The organism is Streptomyces boninensis (assembly GCF_048572725.1).
Classification (GTDB): Bacteria; Actinomycetota; Actinomycetes; order Streptomycetales; family Streptomycetaceae; genus Streptomyces; species Streptomyces boninensis.
In genome coordinates, this window is sequence record NZ_CP183837.1 from 1,013,931 (window position 1) to 1,027,765 (window position 13,835).

A 13,835-nucleotide genomic window follows, 5' to 3' on the forward strand; every position below is an offset into this window, starting at 1 on the left:
GAAATCGTCGTACGGCCAGCGGCTCCTGGGCTGCTCCCCGGGGAGTACGGGGGCGGTCGGCGGGTACTTCGCCGGCCGCCGCTGGATTCTGTACCTACTAGTATGTACAGTGCGGGTATGAGCACCCCGGAGAGGCTGATCGAGGCCACGAGAGAGTTGCTGTGGGAGCGCGGTTTCGTAGGCACAAGCCCGAAGGCGATCCAGCAGCGGGCGGGCGCGGGCCAGGGCAGCATGTACCACCACTTCGCGGGGAAGCCCGCGCTCGCGCTGGCCGCGATCCGCGCGACGACGCAGGAGATGCGGGCGGTCGCGGGGGCCGATCTGTCCGGGCCCGGCACGGCGGCGGACCGCATCGAGGCGTATCTGATGCGGGAGCGGGATGTGCTGCGGGGCTGCCCGGCAGGGCGGCTGACCCAGGACCCGGACATCGTCGCCTCGCCCGAGCTGCGCGCCCCGGTGGATGAGCTCTTCGACTGGCTGCGCGGTCGGCTGGCGGAGGTCGTCGCCGAGGGCGTTCGGGCCGGCGAACTCGACGCGGCACTCGACCCGGAGGACACGGCGGCCGCCATCGCGGCGGCGGTGCAGGGGGGTTACGTCCTGGCGCGGGCGGCGCAGTCGGCGGAGCCGTTCGAGCACGCGGTGCGCGGGGCGCTCGGTCTGATCCGTACGAGCGATTGAGGGATGCCATGCATGCCATGCAGTACGAGATAACGCTGCCCGCCGACTACGACATGGGGATCATCCGTGAACGTGTCGCCGCCAAGGGGCACTTGCTGGACGGCTTCCGCGGGCTGGGCTTCAAGGCGTATCTGATCCGGGAGCGGGGGGTGGGCGGGTCGCCGGTGAACGCGTATGCGCCGTTCTATGTGTGGCGTACCGCGGAGGGGATGAATTCCTTCCTGTGGGGCGATGGATTCCGCGGGATCATCCGGGACTTCGGGCGGCCGGTGGTGCAGCACTGGACCGGGGTGGGGCATGAGCGGGGGCCTGAGTACGGCAGGGCGCCGCGCTCGGCGGCCATCGCGCGCCGGTATCTGACGGGGGGCGAGGATCCGGCGAGCGCGATCGAGGTGGCGCTCGGCGGCGGGGCGACGGTGCCCGGTCTGCACTCCGCGACGGTGGCGATCGACCCGCGGCACTGGGAGCTGATCCGGCTGACCCTGTGGTCCGCAGACGCCCCCGCCGACGCCGGGGATCGCTACGAGGTCCTGCACCTGTCCGCGCCCGAGGCCGACGGGATCAGGCCCGGGCGGCAGTGGTGAGCCCGGGGCGTACCGCCCCCGCGGCCGCCGATTCAGCACTCAAGGAGGAATCCCCATGCCATTCGTACGCATCGACGCGCTCCACGCGGACCCCGCTCGGCTCGACGCCCTCGACCGCGCCGTCCATGACGCGCTGGTGCAGGCCATCGGCATCCCGCCGGACGACCGCTTTCAGGTCCTCACCGGTCACGACGGCACGGCGAGCACGCTGCGGTACGACGACGGCTACTTCGGCGTGCACCGCGACGACGGCCTCGTTTACGTGAGCATCACGATGCGCCGCGGCCGGACGGACGAGCAGAAGCAGTCCCTGTACCGCGGCATCGCCGAACGCTGCCACGAATACGCGGGGACGGAGCCGCGGAATGTCTTTGTGTCGCTCCACGAGAACGCGCCGATCGACTGGTCCTTCGGGAACGGCGTGGCGCAGTACGCCGAGGCGCCGCTCGGTGCTGCGACGGCTGGACGGGATGTCAGTGGGGGCGTTTAGCGTGGGCGCATGAGCTGGCGGTGTGCGGGGGTTCGGTGGCGGAAGGGGGTGCCTGGGTGGCGGTGGTTTCGTCCGGAGGGCGGGGAGCGGGATGGTGGGGAGCTGAGGCTGGGGGCTTCGATTTCGCTGGCGGTGCCGGTCGGGGCGGTGCGCGAGTGTGTCGGGGTCGTGCGGAACGGGAGGCGGATGGCGTGTCCGGACGCGGCGGGCACGCCCGCGGCGGCGGTGCGGGATCAGTGTGAGCGGTGTGCGGCGCTGGACCGTTCGCAGTCGGTCGCGGCGGATACGGTGCCGGATGATCCGCGGCCGTATGCGGTGTATCTGGCCTGGTTCGGGACCGGTCTGGTGAAGGTGGGGATCACGGCGCAGGAGCGTGGCCCGGCGCGGCTGCTGGAGCAGGCGGCGGTGTGCTTCACCTTCCTGGGTCACGGGCCGCTGATGTCCGCGCGCCGCACCGAGGCGGTGCTCGGGGCCGCGCTCGGCATCCCGGAGCGGGTGCGGGCGCCGCGGAAGCGGGCGGCCAGGGTCTCGCTGCCGCCTGCGCGCGAGCGGGAGGCGGAGCTCCGCGGCCGGTACGAGGCGGCGCTCGCGGTGCCGGGCTGGCAGGAGACGCTGACCCCGGCACCGTACGAACCGGTGGACCACGCCGCACTCTTCGGCCTCGAGCCGCGGGCTCCTCGGCCGGTGGCGCGGGTGACCGGGCTGGCGGCGGGGGCGGCGCTGGTGGGCGAGGTGCGGGCGGTGGCCGGGTCCGACGTATATCTGTCGACGGCGGGTGGCGAGGTGCTCCTCGACGCGCATCTGGCCGCGGGCTGGCCGCTGGTCCGGGCAAAAGGTCCGCAGGCGGAAGAACCGCGGGCGGAACCGCCGACCACGCCGATACCGGTGGCGGACGACGTCGTTGCAGCGGAATCCCTGTTCTGAGCTAGGGCAGCTCTTGAAGGCAGAGCGCGTAGTCGTCCATGTCTGCGCGGCGTACGGTCCCCTCACGATTTGTGGTGTACGCAACGAATACGGTGTCGAACCGTGGCGCCTCCGCCCTGCAACGCGGACTGGCCTCGGCGGTGGTGTTCACGCCCTCGATCCTCGCCAGCACCTTGTACTGGGCCATAGCGTCCCCGCAGTCGACGACGCGAGCGTCCTTGGCCTTGTCGTCCGCGTTGTCCACGTCCTCCGCCACCTCGACGCAGTCGCCGGCATCCGCGCCTACCGTGTCATCCCCGGGTATGAGCCAGGCCAGCACCGCCATCGCCACGCTCACGAACAACAGCCCCCCGGCGACGGCGAAGAAGACGATCAGCCCGGTCCGGCGCCGGCGGGGCGGAAGCGGCTGCGGGAACGAGGGCGGAGCTGGGGTGCCGTAGGGAACCCCGCCCGGGGGCATCCCGTACTGCTCCTGCGGCACGCCGCCCGGCGGCACCGGCTGCGGCGCCCCGTACGGGCCCTGCGGCTGCGGGCCGAACGGGCGTGGCTGGCCGCCGCCTTGGGGCGGGCCACCATAGGGTGGCTGGGGCCTGTTCATGCGACTCCTGTGCGGCAGGCGAGAGGGTGGGCGCAACGCTATCGCGTACGAATCCGGTTGACACCCGCCACCGGTCCAAGGTGATGTGCGGCGCAGGTGCTCGCTTGAGCTCCGCCTCCGCAGACAGGACGGTCCCGTTCATGGCCATACGTCGCGCCCGCCCGACCGAGCTCCCCGCTCTCGTCGAGCGTCCCGGCCAACCCGAGCGCAACGCCAACGCCGCCGCCTACCTCGACGACCTGCTGGCCAAGAAGTGCACCCGCCCGGACTGGTGCCTAGTCGCGGAGGGGGCGAACGGGGCGCCGGAGGCGGCGCTCGCGCTGTGGACGCTCCCGGGGCACGACGTCCCGATGGCCCTCGTGCTGCTCGAAGTCCCTTGGGACAAGCCGGACCTGGCCACCGGCCGGGCACTGCTGGACGAGGCCGCCGAGCTGGCCGCATCGCTGGGGGCCGAGCAGTTGGAGCACGTCATCGACTCCCCCGCGCAGCCGCCGCAGTTCCAGGAGCGGCCGGAGCGCCGCGCTGAGCTGCTGCGCGCCGCGGGCTTCGCGACCACCCGCGACGGCCGCCGCTACCGCCTGCGTCACGGGGCCGAACCCACCGCCCACGACGAGCGGCTGACATGGCGGGCGCTGCCGGAGCTCGGCCGGGAGCCGTTCCTGGACCTCCTCGCCGCGGCGCTGCCGACCAGCGCCGACGCTCACCTGGCCGCGGACGTCGAGCGGCACGGAGCCCGCGGAGCGGCGGAGCGCCTCCTCGCGGACATGGACGCGCTCGTGTACGAGCCCGAGTGGTGGGAGCTCGGCTACGCCCCCGACGGCACCCCGGCGGCCCTCAGCCTCCCCGCCCGTAACCCCACGACCGCCGTGATCGGCCTGGTGAGCGTGCACCCCGCCCACCGCGGCAAGGGCTACGCCACGGCGGTGGTGGCCCGCGGCACGCGGCTCCTGCTAGCGGCCGGCGCGGATGGCATCCGCGGCGACTGCGACGCGGGTAACACCGCGATGGCCAGGGCCTTCGAGCGAGCGGGCTACGAGAACTTCGCCGACCGGCAGGAATTCGCGCGCCGGCTGCGATAGTTCAGGCGCATGCTGCCGCGGTCCACGGGCCGGCCGCGGCAGGCCGCGCACAGGCTGCGAAAGTCCGCGCGCCAGCTGCGGCAAGCCGCGCGCCCGCGGCCGCAGTCCGCGCACAGGCTGCCGCGGTCCGCCCGCCGCCCGCGGCCGCGCCTCACGCCTCCGCCAGCACCTTCTCCAACTCGCTCCCCCACGCCAGCAGCTCCTCGTCCGCGTCCCGGCGGGCGACGACCTGGAGGCCGAGCGGCAGGTCGTTCGCCGCGCGGCCCGCGGGCAGTGTCAGGGCGGGCACGCCCGCGTTGCTCCACGGCAGGCACATGACCGGGCTGCCGGTGGTCGCGATCCCCCGCGGCGCCGGCCCGGTCGTGGGCGGCGCCACCCACGCGTCGATGCCGCTCTCATCCATGGCCGCCGCCAGCCGCCCCGTCCGCAATGGCTTGGCGGGCCTTCTAAGGTGACGGAAGCCGCCCGGCATCGGCGGCACGCACCACCTGTTCCTCCAGCGTTAGGAATCGTGATGTCCGAGCCTCACTTCCCCGAATACGCCTCCGCCGCCCCCGGCCGGAAGCGAGGCCGGGTTTTCCCTGGGCAAGGCCGCGGAAACCGAAAGGCGGTCGATGTCACGGCGTGGTCACTGCCGTGGGTGACGATCATCGTCGTGGCGGTACTGGTCCGCGACGGGGCGGCAAGCACAGCCCTCGCCATCGTCAACGGCTTCACGTTGATCACGTCCCTGGCGCTGGCCATCTACGCCCACTACGGCTGGGACGCGCGCCTCTACGACGACCGCCTGCCGTCCGTCCGTACGGTGAGCGGGCGCCGCACGGTCGACCTCGCCCGCCTGGCGAAGGTCGGCAGGCTCGAGATATCCGGCAACCGCGGCACCGTCGACGACAGCCTGATACTCACGGACATACACGGCGTGCGGGTCATGGTCAAACGGCTCAAGCACAACGAGGAGTCCCTGGAAGCCGTCATTCGCAGAACACTGCTGACCATGCCGGTCAACTCGAAGGTCGTCGTCTCAACCAGAGCCGCCGAACGCACCGGACTCATGTCCGTGATGGGCCGCTTCCACCCCAATCTCATCCAAGGCCGCCGCTATTCGGAAGTCCGTGCCTTTGCCCTGCAAATGCTGCTGATGGTGGTCGTCATTCCAGTTGCATCAATAGTGATAGTAATCATCGGCCTCCTGGCCGCCTCCGCATGACCTGCAACGTCGCGCTGGGGCTCTCCGGTCCCGAAGGACTAGGAACCGGCCTGCACAAATTGCCGTACAGGGCATGACTCAGATCATTCCGTGCCCTGCGGCGGCTTCTCCTGTCCATATACCTGGATGGTCGACCTGCTCACCATCAGCGCAATCACACAGGCGAGTTCATGTACCTGGCGGGCATCGATGCAGTGACCGACAATGAGTAGACTGCGGCCGCCACCCTGAGGTACAGCGAGTCCTACTGCCATCCCGATAGTCGTTCGCGGAGCTGGCCCACCGCTGTCGGCCGATGTCAACTCGGGAAAGGGGCTGACGGTGCCATCCTCGAACACATGGGGTGTACTTATCAGCCCCACTCCGGAGCCGATCGCCGTGGGAAAGTCCTCCAGATATACATCCTTACCGGCCAACTCCTGGCCGAAATAGCGGGCGAAGATGGAACCGATACTGAAATCCGGGTCGACCTCCCCCACCTCAACAACACCACTGCAGATCATCCATGCCGCCGGTCCGCCTTGCGTCTCCGGCACCGCTACCAAACCGCACGACAGCATCCCGTCGGCGAGGAAGATCCGCCGGGTATTCATCACACCTTCGACGATCGAATTCCGCACGTCCTGCGCATGGTCAGGGAAGGAAAGGCGCGCCACCTCCTGGAGGCGTTCATAGGCAGCTTCCTCATCGTTCGGGTCCTCGAGGATGTCGAGCCAGTCGGTTGGCGCATAGAAGCTAACCTCTCCCATCGCAGGCGCCGGCTCCGAATCAACGGCCTCATGAGTAGGGGGTGCGGTCATGGCGCGGTCTCTCTCTATGCGGAAGGATCACGAGTCCGGCGCATCAGCAGCATCGTTGGCGCCTGCCGCTGGCACTCCGACTCAGCGGGGGCCCCAGCCATGGCCAGGAGGAGCGCTATTGGGCCCGGGCGGGGGCCCGAAACCACCCGGCGGCGGTCCGTAAGGCGCTACCGGCGGAGGTGGCAGGCGCCGGCGCTTCGTGTGGACCGTTGCAGCGGCCCACGTTGTGACTGCCAGCAAGGGCGCGCAAAAGAGAATGAATTCGTGCGGCGCCAGCGTGGCATTTGCGTCGATATCCTTCGCGAGGACTGGGTCGGCTTTTCCCGCAGGATCAGCCACCACGTCGACATGGTCACCCACATCGTACGAACCGGCCTGCGACAAATCACCTGAGATAGCCTCACCATTCGGCTTGGCCAACCGATAGTGGATTCCATTGCGATGCTTGTTAATCACCTGAGTGACGACCGCCACAGTGCGCTCGCCTCGATCATTAAGAATCCGGTCATGACTGTCCGAAATGAATCCGGCGAGCAGCGGCAGGCAGGCAAGCACGAAGAAAATCACAATCCATTGCCGAGCCGATACGTAAATCCGCACGAAGACGAAGGTACCGGCACCTACCAGAGGCACACCGATGATGTAGGTTGGCACATCCTCCCACGTCAGCCCCGTCAGGTGCAGCGGCGCAAAGAGGACGCTCAGCACGCCGCCGAGCGCGAATCCCGCTGCCATCAGGCGGGCTCGCGACGCAGTCTGCTCGAAGCGCCGCACCCGTTCAAGCCACGACATCGGATCGCCTCTCCTGTGTCGGCCTGCCAAGCCCCGCTTGAGCGGGCCAAGACGTCATGCCAAACCCTGGGCGCACGAAAGCCCCCTTTCCGAGTGGCTGAACAGGATTCGGGATTGCCTGCCCCGCCCCACTGACCTGCCAGTCATTTCCGTCCGTATGCCTCCATGTCTTTTTGCACGCTGTCCCTCGCGGCCTCACCGTCGAGGAACGCCGGCATCTTGGGGTCCCCGTCTTCGCCTCCGGGAATAATAGCCTTGCCACCCTCGACGGCCGCCTTGCCGATGTCCAGGAAGTTCTGGGCGCCTCCTCCCGGAGCCAAGGCCGTGGTGTTCGCCCACACGTTACCGGCGAACTGCAGACTCCTCGCCGAGAATGCCGCCGCGGTCTGGCCTCCGGCCTGTCCGGTGGCGACCGCCTTGAAAAGTCCGGGGGCCCCTGGACCGACCGCCAGTTTGAGGGCCTTGCCGGCAGCCAAGGCGCCACCGCCGAAGGCGGCGCCCGCGGCCGAGGTGAGGAACGTCTTGTCGGTGAGAGCGGCGGTGAAGCTGCCCGTCGTGCCGACTGCCATGGCGTAATGGCTGACTGCGGCGAGGCCACCGAGGATGAGGGAGACCGGACCCAGGATGGGCGCCAGGATAGGAATGAACGCGAGCAGTCCGGTGACGAGGCTCATCATGCCAAGGATGTCGCCGAACATCTTGAAGAATGCCGCGTGCTCCTTCAGGAAGTTCTTGAGACCTTCCAGCGCATTGTCCAGCGCCTGGCCAATGATGTCGTCCAGTTCACTCAGTGCATCGCCCAACTTGTCGAGCCAGCCTGGCTCGTTGGGCGCGATGTCCTGGGCCCGCTTCAGCCGCTCGGCGATCTTGAGCTGCCCCGAGTTTCATAGCGTCCGGACTTGATTGGTCAGGCGGACTGCTGGGTGGCTTCCTGACTTCGCCAGAAGGCGTCCTCGTACTCGGCGGGTGGCACGTAGTCGAGGGCGGAGTGGAGCCGTTCCTCGTTGTACCACGTCACCCAGCGAAAGATCGCCCGCTCGACCTGGTGGACGTCGTGCCAGGGGCCCTGCATCTCGATCAGCTCGGCCTTGAAGGTGCCGTTCAGCGCCTCCGCCATGGCGTTGTCGTAACTGTCCGCGACGGACCCGACGGATGCCGAGGCGCCGATGTCGGTGAGCCGGTCTGTGTATCGAATTGATACGTATTGCGACCCGCGGTCGCTGTGATGTATGAGACCGGAACCCGTCTTGATCCTCCGGCGCCACAGCGCCATTTCCAAGGCGTCCAGCGGCAGTTCGGTCCGCATGTGACCGGCGATCTGCCAGCCGACGATCATCCGCGAGTACACGTCGAGGACGAACGCGACATACGCCCAGCCGGACCAGGTCCGCACGTAGGTCATGTCCGCCACCCACAGCTGATCCGGCCGGTCCGCGGTGAAGTCGCGGTCGACCAGGTCCGGCGGCCGCGGCGCGGTCGGCTCGGGGATCGTGGTGCGGCGCCGCTGGCCGCGGATGACGCCTTCCAGGCCCAGCTCGCGCATCAGCCGCTCGACGGTGCAGCGGGCAGCTTCGACGCCCTTGCGCCGCAGCGCGCGGGTGATCCGGCGGGCCCCATAGGTGCCGCCGGACTCGGCGTGGATCTCCTCGATCATGGGCATGAGCTGTTCGTCGCGCAGCCGGCGGGCCGATTTCGGGCGCCGCTTGCGGGCGAAATAGGTCGAGACCGACAGGTCCAGCACCCGGCAGACGGGATCGACCCCGAGGCCGCGTTCCTTCAGGTGGTCGATCACCTGCTCGGCCTCGTCCGGGGACGGTCGATCTCCTGGGCAAAAAACACCGAAGCGGCCTTCAGGATCTCATTGGCCCGCTTCAACTCGGCGTTGTCCTTGCGGAGTTGTTTCAGCTCGTCGCGTTCGGCGCTGGTAAGCCGGTCATCGCGGTCGCCGCTGTCCGCCTCGGCCTGGCGGACCCACTGCCGCAGGGCTTCCTTGTGGATGCCGAGGTCTTTGGCGACATGGGCGACCGGGCGTCCGCTGGTGCGGACCTCGCGGACGGCACGCTCGCGGAGCTCGTCGGGGTACTTCCGTGGTGCTGGCACTTGCTCGTGTGTCTCCTTACGCCAAGATCATAGACCTGGCTTCAGGGACGCTACGAAACGGGGTGCAGCTCAATCTCCTCGCCTTTTTCGCGGTAGCTCTCAGCCAGTCGTCTGGCCGCCCGGAGGATCTCCTCCAGGGCCTCTTCGGCATCGACCGCGGCCTGCTCCGCCTTGCCTCGCCGCTCCTCCAGCTGCTCGCGCTGCTTCTCCTCTTCCTTGTCCTTGGGCTGGTCCCAGGGCGGCGGCTTGCCGGGAAGCCCGTCCGCGGCGCTCCGGGCGTCCTCCGCCCGCTTCTTGGCGGCCTCGGCCTGTGACTCCAGGTCCCGGGCCCGGCGCTGCTTGGGGATCATGTAGTCGGCCCAGTCCTCCAGCGCCGACGCCGAACGGCCGAAGGAATCCTCGGCCTTGTCTATTTTCGGACGGAAGTCGTTGTCGAACTGGTCGCGGAACTTCTCCGCTGCCTGGCCGCGCCACTCGCCCCTGCCGGTGCCATGCAGCACTTGCTGGATGTCGCCGAGAGCCCGGGCAGCATGGCGTACGGACTGGGCGATCAAATCTGCCGAGCGATGGTCACCGGGGGCAGGGTTGAAGCCGAGTCCGGGGAAGGCGGCCTTGTCCGCTTCGCTGTAGCCCGGCGGGGCCCGACCCAGAAGTCGCTCACGCCGCGCCCCTTCCCTTGCCGCCCTTACTCAGGGCCTTCTCGAGATCCTCGTCGAGGTCCGCGAACGACTTCTTGATCTTCTTCAGCGCCTCCGCGGCCGCATCGGAGAACTTGCCCAGTTCCTTGATGCCGTACGACCACTCGTCCCCAAAGTCGTGCATCCGCCGGGCGAGCGTCAGCTCACCCATATCGGAGGCGTCGAGGCGGTCCATCTCCTCGCCGGGCTTGCGCAGGATCCGCGTGATCTTCCGCAGATCTTTGCGAGTGCTGTCCAGCATGTCGAAGTCGATACAGAGATCGGACATCTACTCCCCCCGATGAGTCCGTGGCTCTGCCGAGTAAAGATTTACCCAAGACTGCACCCTAGGGGCTGAGGTCGAACGTGGTGCGTTCAGGCCTGGATCTTGCCCCGCTTGCCCCGCAAAGTCCATTGCGTCCGCAGGCGGGATCCTTCGTCGCGGCCCCGGACGTGGGCCGGCCCGCCTGACTCCGCTCCGGGCAGGTACGGGTCCGTCCTCACGCCGCCGCCAGCACCTTCTCCAGCTCGCTCCCCCAAACCAGCAGCTCCTCGTCCGCATCCCGGTGGGCGAGGACCTGCAGCCCAAGCGGCAGCTCGTTCGCCGCCCGCCCCGCGGGCAGCGTCAGCGCGGGCACGCCCACGTTGCTCCACGGCAGGCACATGACCGGGCTGCCGGTTGTCGCAATTCCGTGCGGCGCGGGCCCGGTTGCCGGTGGTGCCACCCATGCGTCGATGCCGCTGTCGTCCATCGCCGCCGCCAGCCGCGACCGCGTCGTCGCCCGGTCCGTCAGCGCCGCCTCGTAGTCGGCCCGCGACACCGCCTGCCCCTCGGCGATGGCCTGCGCGGTCTCGGCCCGGTACCGGTCACCGTGCCGGGCGAACCAGTCGGCGTGCGCCTGCGCCAGCTCGTAGCGATTGGCGATCCGCACCTGCTCCACGATCGCGGCGAAGTCAGCCATCACCGGCACCCGACGCACGTCGTACCCGGCCGCGCGCAGCAGCTCCAGATGACCTTCGAAGGCCGCCAGCCCCTCCTCCTCGGCCTGCTCCAGATACGCCCCCTCGGGCACCCCGAGCACCGGCCGTGTGCCGCCCCCGGCCTCCCCCGCCCGCCACCCATCACACAGCACCCCGGCCGCCCGCCCCACCCCCACCACATCCGGCGCGAAGACGCCGATCGTGTCCAGGCTCGCGGCATTCGGGATCACCCCATCCACCGGAATCCGCCCGTACGTCGGCTTGAACCCGACCACCCCGCAATACGCCGCCGGCCGGATCACCGACCCCAGCGTCTGCGTGCCGATCGCCAGCGGCACCATCCCCGCGGCGACGGCCGCGGCGCTGCCGCTGCTCGACCCGCCCGGCGTGTGCGCGAGATCGTGCGGGTTGCGCGTCTCCCCCGGCGCCACGGCCGCGAACTCCGCGGTGACCGTCTTCCCCGCCACCACGGCCCCGGCGGCCCGCAGCCGCGCCACCAGCGACGCCTCCGGACCGTCGAACACCTCCGCGGGCACCTCGGACCCGGCACGGGTCGCCAGCCCATCGGCGTTGATGATGTCCTTCACCCCGACCGCGACCCCGGCCAGCGGCCCCTCCCCCGGCACCGCCGCGAACTCGGCCATCAGCCGCCCGCGCCGGTCGTCCTCCGGCACGAAGGCCTGGATCTGCTGATCCAGTTCCTCGATGCGGGCGGCGGTCCGGTCGGCGGCGATCCGGTCGGCGGTTATGCGCGAGTCGTCCATGAGGGGATCGTACGATCCCGGCTGCCGCGACCATTGCCGGGCCACGATGATCGCCCACAGGATGTACCGGATGCATCCCCGCCCCGTATCCGCCCAGCAGTGATGGAGCGTGAAGTGGTCAGCAAGCCGAACCGTCGTACGATCCTCGGCGCTACCGCAAGTGCCGTATTCACGGGCGCGCTTGCCGCCCCGGTCCCCGCCGCAGCCGCGTCCCCCGCGAAGCCCGGCCGCGTCACCACCACCTCGCCGAACGGCCGGGTGCGGGTGACCACCGCCGTGGTGGACGGACGTCTCCGTTACGAGGTCGACTACCGCGGCCGCGCCCTCGTGGCCTCCTCGGGCCTCGGGCTCGACCTCGCCGGCCGCCCCTCCCTCACCGGCGGCCTGGTGGCGGAGTCCGTCGAGCGCCGGACCGTCGACGAGTGGTGGCGCCCCGTGTGGGGCGCCGACGCGCGCGTACGCAACCACGCCCGCGAGTGCGTGCTGCGGACCGTACAGCCGGAGACAGGGCTGCGGCTCGACCTGATCGTCCGGGTCTTCGATGACGGCGTCGGCTTCCGCTATCGCCTGCCGGCGCAGCCAGGGCTCGACGCATACACCGTCACCGCCGAGCGCACCGAATTCGCGCTGCCGCCGACGGCCACGAGCTGGTCGCTGGCGGCGGGTACCGACTGGCGGGCCGACGAGAAGCACTACCGGCGGGCGCCGCTGTCCGAGGTGGAGACCGCGCAGACTCCGCTGACGCTGATGACCGCGTCCGGCGACCACGCGGTGCTGCACGAGGCGGCGCTGATCGACTATCCGAGCATGACGCTCACCTCGGACGGCACCAGCCCCGGTACCTTCGCCAGCGAGCTGATCAGCCTCCCCGACGGCAACAAGGCGCATCTGAAGGGCGAGTTCGCCACCCCGTGGCGCACCCTGACGATCGGCGACCGGCCCGGCGACCTCGCCGAATCGCATCTGATCGAGAACCTCAACGAGCCGTGCGCGCTGAAAGACACCTCGTGGATCTCCAGCGGCACGTACGTCGGGGTCTGGTGGGAGCTGCAGCGCCGCCACACCACCTGGACCGCGGGCCCGAAGCACGGCGCGACCACCGCGCGCGTCAAGCAGTACATCGACCTCGCCAAGGAGGCGGGCGCCCGCAGCGTCCTCGCCGAGGGCTGGAACACGAACGCCGGCGGCCAGTGGACCGGCCAGGACTTCCTCACCCCGCAGCCCGACTTCGACCTGCCGGAGGTGCTGCGCTACGCGCGGGAGAACGGCGTCGGCTTCATCGCGCACAACGAGACCCGCGGCTTCGTCGACTACTACGACGAGCATCTGGAGGAGATCTTCACGCGGTACGAGGAGCTCGGCATCCACGCGATCAAGTCCGGCTATGCGACGAGGTTCGAGCTCGGCGGCGTGCCGCGCAGCACCTTCGACCAGGAGGCGGTACGCCACTTCCAGCGGGTCATCGAGACCGCCGCCCGCCACCGCATCATGATCAACGCGCATGAGGCCATCAAGCCGACAGGGCTGGCGCGCACGTACCCGAACATGATGACCGGCGAGGGCGTCGCCGGCATGGAGCAGCAGAACTACATGGGCCCGCGCGGGAACCCGCCGGAGCAGGCGACGATCCTCCCCTTCACGCGCTACATGGGAGGGCCCGCCGACTACACCCCCGGCGTGCTCAATGTGACGTGGGACCCGGCAGGCCTGGGCACGAGGGTGCAGACCACCTCGGCCGCTCAACTCGCCCTGTACACGCTCTTCTTCAGCCCACTGCAGATGCTCGCGGACACCCCGGAGAACTACCACGCACACCCGGGCTTCGCGTATCTGAAGGACATGCCGGCGAGCTGGGACGAGACCCGGTTCCTCGACTGCGTGATCGGCGACTACACCGTCGCGGCCCGCCGGAAGGGCGACACCTGGTACCTGGGCGCGATCACGGACGAGCTGGACCGGACGCTCCGGGTGCCGCTGCGCTTCCTGCCACCCGGCCGGCACACAGCGGAGATCTACCGCGACGCGGCCGACACGGAGTGGCACGAGAATCCGCTGCCGATCGAGGTGGAGACGCGGGCCGTACGGTCGTCGACCGTCCTCGACCTGCGCCTCCCCGCCGCCGGTGGCACCGCAATCCGCCTTAGGCCCCTGCGCGGCTGAC

Annotated in this window: 16 protein-coding genes; 7 read left to right on the top strand and 9 right to left on the bottom strand. The window is 69.6% G+C overall.

Going from position 1 to position 13,835, the window contains the following annotated elements; all coding sequences use genetic code 11:
• The first annotated feature begins 102 nt into the window (after nucleotides 1-102).
• The 4 genes from ACNNMR_RS04530 to ACNNMR_RS04545 all read left to right on the top strand — a co-directional run bounded on the left by ACNNMR_RS04530 (nucleotide 103) and on the right by ACNNMR_RS04545 (nucleotide 2,676).
• Nucleotides 103-678 (top strand): TetR/AcrR family transcriptional regulator, encoded by a 576-nt coding sequence (locus tag ACNNMR_RS04530; protein WP_419993197.1) that lies wholly within the window; start codon nucleotides 103-105, stop codon nucleotides 676-678.
• Between the two features lie 8 nt (nucleotides 679-686).
• Nucleotides 687-1,262, top strand: coding sequence for a DUF4865 family protein (locus ACNNMR_RS04535; RefSeq protein ID WP_419993198.1), 576 nt, complete (start codon nucleotides 687-689; stop codon nucleotides 1,260-1,262).
• Nucleotides 1,263-1,317: 55 nt separating this feature from the next.
• Nucleotides 1,318-1,752, top strand: coding sequence for a tautomerase family protein (locus ACNNMR_RS04540; protein WP_419993199.1), 435 nt, complete (start codon nucleotides 1,318-1,320; stop codon nucleotides 1,750-1,752).
• 186 nt (nucleotides 1,753-1,938) lie between these two features.
• Entirely contained in the window at nucleotides 1,939-2,676 is a 738-nt protein-coding gene (locus ACNNMR_RS04545) for a DUF2797 domain-containing protein (protein ID WP_419993200.1), read from the top strand.
• Between the two features lies 1 nt (nucleotide 2,677).
• Here ACNNMR_RS04545 and ACNNMR_RS04550 read toward each other — a convergent pair whose 3' ends face one another.
• On the bottom strand, nucleotides 2,678-3,274 hold the full coding sequence (locus ACNNMR_RS04550) for an LppU/SCO3897 family protein (RefSeq protein WP_419993201.1): 597 nt from the start codon (nucleotides 3,272-3,274) through the stop codon (nucleotides 2,678-2,680).
• Nucleotides 3,275-3,414: 140 nt separating this feature from the next.
• On the opposite strand from ACNNMR_RS04550, the gene ACNNMR_RS04555 reads away from it, so the two are divergent.
• Complete coding sequence (locus ACNNMR_RS04555; protein ID WP_419993202.1) at nucleotides 3,415-4,353, top strand: GNAT family N-acetyltransferase; 939 nt, start codon at nucleotides 3,415-3,417, stop codon at nucleotides 4,351-4,353.
• A 151-nt stretch (nucleotides 4,354-4,504) separates the two neighbouring features.
• Here the strand turns inward: ACNNMR_RS04555 and ACNNMR_RS04560 are convergent, their stop codons facing one another.
• On the bottom strand, nucleotides 4,505-4,756 hold the full coding sequence (locus ACNNMR_RS04560) for an amidase family protein (RefSeq protein ID WP_419993203.1): 252 nt from the start codon (nucleotides 4,754-4,756) through the stop codon (nucleotides 4,505-4,507).
• A 237-nt stretch (nucleotides 4,757-4,993) separates the two neighbouring features.
• Between ACNNMR_RS04560 and ACNNMR_RS04565 the strand changes: the two genes are divergently transcribed.
• Nucleotides 4,994-5,560, top strand: coding sequence for a hypothetical protein (locus ACNNMR_RS04565; protein WP_419993204.1), 567 nt, complete (start codon nucleotides 4,994-4,996; stop codon nucleotides 5,558-5,560).
• An 83-nt stretch (nucleotides 5,561-5,643) separates the two neighbouring features.
• Here the strand turns inward: ACNNMR_RS04565 and ACNNMR_RS04570 are convergent, their stop codons facing one another.
• From ACNNMR_RS04570 to ACNNMR_RS04600, 7 genes are all read right to left on the bottom strand, one after another.
• Complete coding sequence (locus ACNNMR_RS04570; protein WP_419993205.1) at nucleotides 5,644-6,360, bottom strand: hypothetical protein; 717 nt, start codon at nucleotides 6,358-6,360, stop codon at nucleotides 5,644-5,646.
• Nucleotides 6,361-6,441: 81 nt separating this feature from the next.
• On the bottom strand, nucleotides 6,442-7,152 hold the full coding sequence (locus tag ACNNMR_RS04575; RefSeq protein WP_419993206.1) for a hypothetical protein: 711 nt from the start codon (nucleotides 7,150-7,152) through the stop codon (nucleotides 6,442-6,444).
• Nucleotides 7,153-7,295: 143 nt separating this feature from the next.
• Nucleotides 7,296-7,955, bottom strand: a complete 660-nt coding sequence (locus ACNNMR_RS04580) for a hypothetical protein (protein ID WP_419993207.1) — start codon at nucleotides 7,953-7,955, stop codon at nucleotides 7,296-7,298.
• Nucleotides 7,956-8,059: 104 nt separating this feature from the next.
• Nucleotides 8,060-9,252, bottom strand: a protein-coding gene (locus ACNNMR_RS04585) for an IS3 family transposase (protein ID WP_419993208.1) whose coding sequence is annotated in 2 segments (ribosomal slippage) — nucleotides 8,060-8,988 and nucleotides 8,988-9,252 — 1,194 coding nt in all. Because the reading frame shifts where the segments join, the coding sequence is not laid out codon by codon here.
• A gap of 50 nt (nucleotides 9,253-9,302) precedes the next feature.
• Nucleotides 9,303-9,806, bottom strand: coding sequence for a putative T7SS-secreted protein (locus ACNNMR_RS04590; RefSeq protein WP_419993209.1), 504 nt, complete (start codon nucleotides 9,804-9,806; stop codon nucleotides 9,303-9,305).
• Nucleotides 9,807-9,909: 103 nt separating this feature from the next.
• Nucleotides 9,910-10,218, bottom strand: a complete 309-nt coding sequence (locus ACNNMR_RS04595) for a hypothetical protein (RefSeq protein WP_419993210.1) — start codon at nucleotides 10,216-10,218, stop codon at nucleotides 9,910-9,912.
• 211 nt (nucleotides 10,219-10,429) lie between these two features.
• Nucleotides 10,430-11,674 carry an amidase gene (locus ACNNMR_RS04600; RefSeq protein ID WP_419993211.1) on the bottom strand — a complete coding sequence of 415 codons (1,245 nt, stop codon included), beginning with the start codon at nucleotides 11,672-11,674 and terminating at the stop codon, nucleotides 10,430-10,432.
• A 114-nt stretch (nucleotides 11,675-11,788) separates the two neighbouring features.
• Here ACNNMR_RS04600 and ACNNMR_RS04605 point away from each other — a divergent pair, with 114 nt between their 5' ends.
• The gene (locus ACNNMR_RS04605; protein WP_419993212.1) at nucleotides 11,789-13,834 is read left to right on the top strand and encodes a glycoside hydrolase family 97 protein; all 2,046 of its coding nucleotides are present in this window, start codon (nucleotides 11,789-11,791) and stop codon (nucleotides 13,832-13,834) included.
• Nucleotide 13,835: the final 1 nt, after the last annotated feature.

Bases quoted from the DNA above. Each gene is read 5' to 3' on its own strand.
- ACNNMR_RS04540 (WP_419993199.1), top strand. From the start codon at position 1,318: ATGCCATTCGTACGCATCGACGCGCTCCACGCGGACCCCGCTCGGCTC.
- ACNNMR_RS04535 (WP_419993198.1), top strand. From the start codon at position 687: ATGCATGCCATGCAGTACGAGATAACGCTGCCCGCCGACTACGACATG.
- ACNNMR_RS04530 (WP_419993197.1), top strand. From the start codon at position 103: ATGTACAGTGCGGGTATGAGCACCCCGGAGAGGCTGATCGAGGCCACG.
- ACNNMR_RS04555 (WP_419993202.1), top strand. From the start codon at position 3,415: ATGGCCATACGTCGCGCCCGCCCGACCGAGCTCCCCGCTCTCGTCGAG.
- ACNNMR_RS04595 (WP_419993210.1), bottom strand. From the start codon at position 10,218: ATGTCCGATCTCTGTATCGACTTCGACATGCTGGACAGCACTCGCAAA.
- ACNNMR_RS04550 (WP_419993201.1), bottom strand. From the start codon at position 3,274: ATGAACAGGCCCCAGCCACCCTATGGTGGCCCGCCCCAAGGCGGCGGC.
- ACNNMR_RS04545 (WP_419993200.1), top strand. From the start codon at position 1,939: ATGGCGTGTCCGGACGCGGCGGGCACGCCCGCGGCGGCGGTGCGGGAT.
- ACNNMR_RS04575 (WP_419993206.1), bottom strand. From the start codon at position 7,152: ATGTCGTGGCTTGAACGGGTGCGGCGCTTCGAGCAGACTGCGTCGCGA.
- ACNNMR_RS04570 (WP_419993205.1), bottom strand. From the start codon at position 6,360: ATGACCGCACCCCCTACTCATGAGGCCGTTGATTCGGAGCCGGCGCCT.
- ACNNMR_RS04600 (WP_419993211.1), bottom strand. From the start codon at position 11,674: ATGGACGACTCGCGCATAACCGCCGACCGGATCGCCGCCGACCGGACC.
- ACNNMR_RS04560 (WP_419993203.1), bottom strand. From the start codon at position 4,756: ATGGATGAGAGCGGCATCGACGCGTGGGTGGCGCCGCCCACGACCGGG.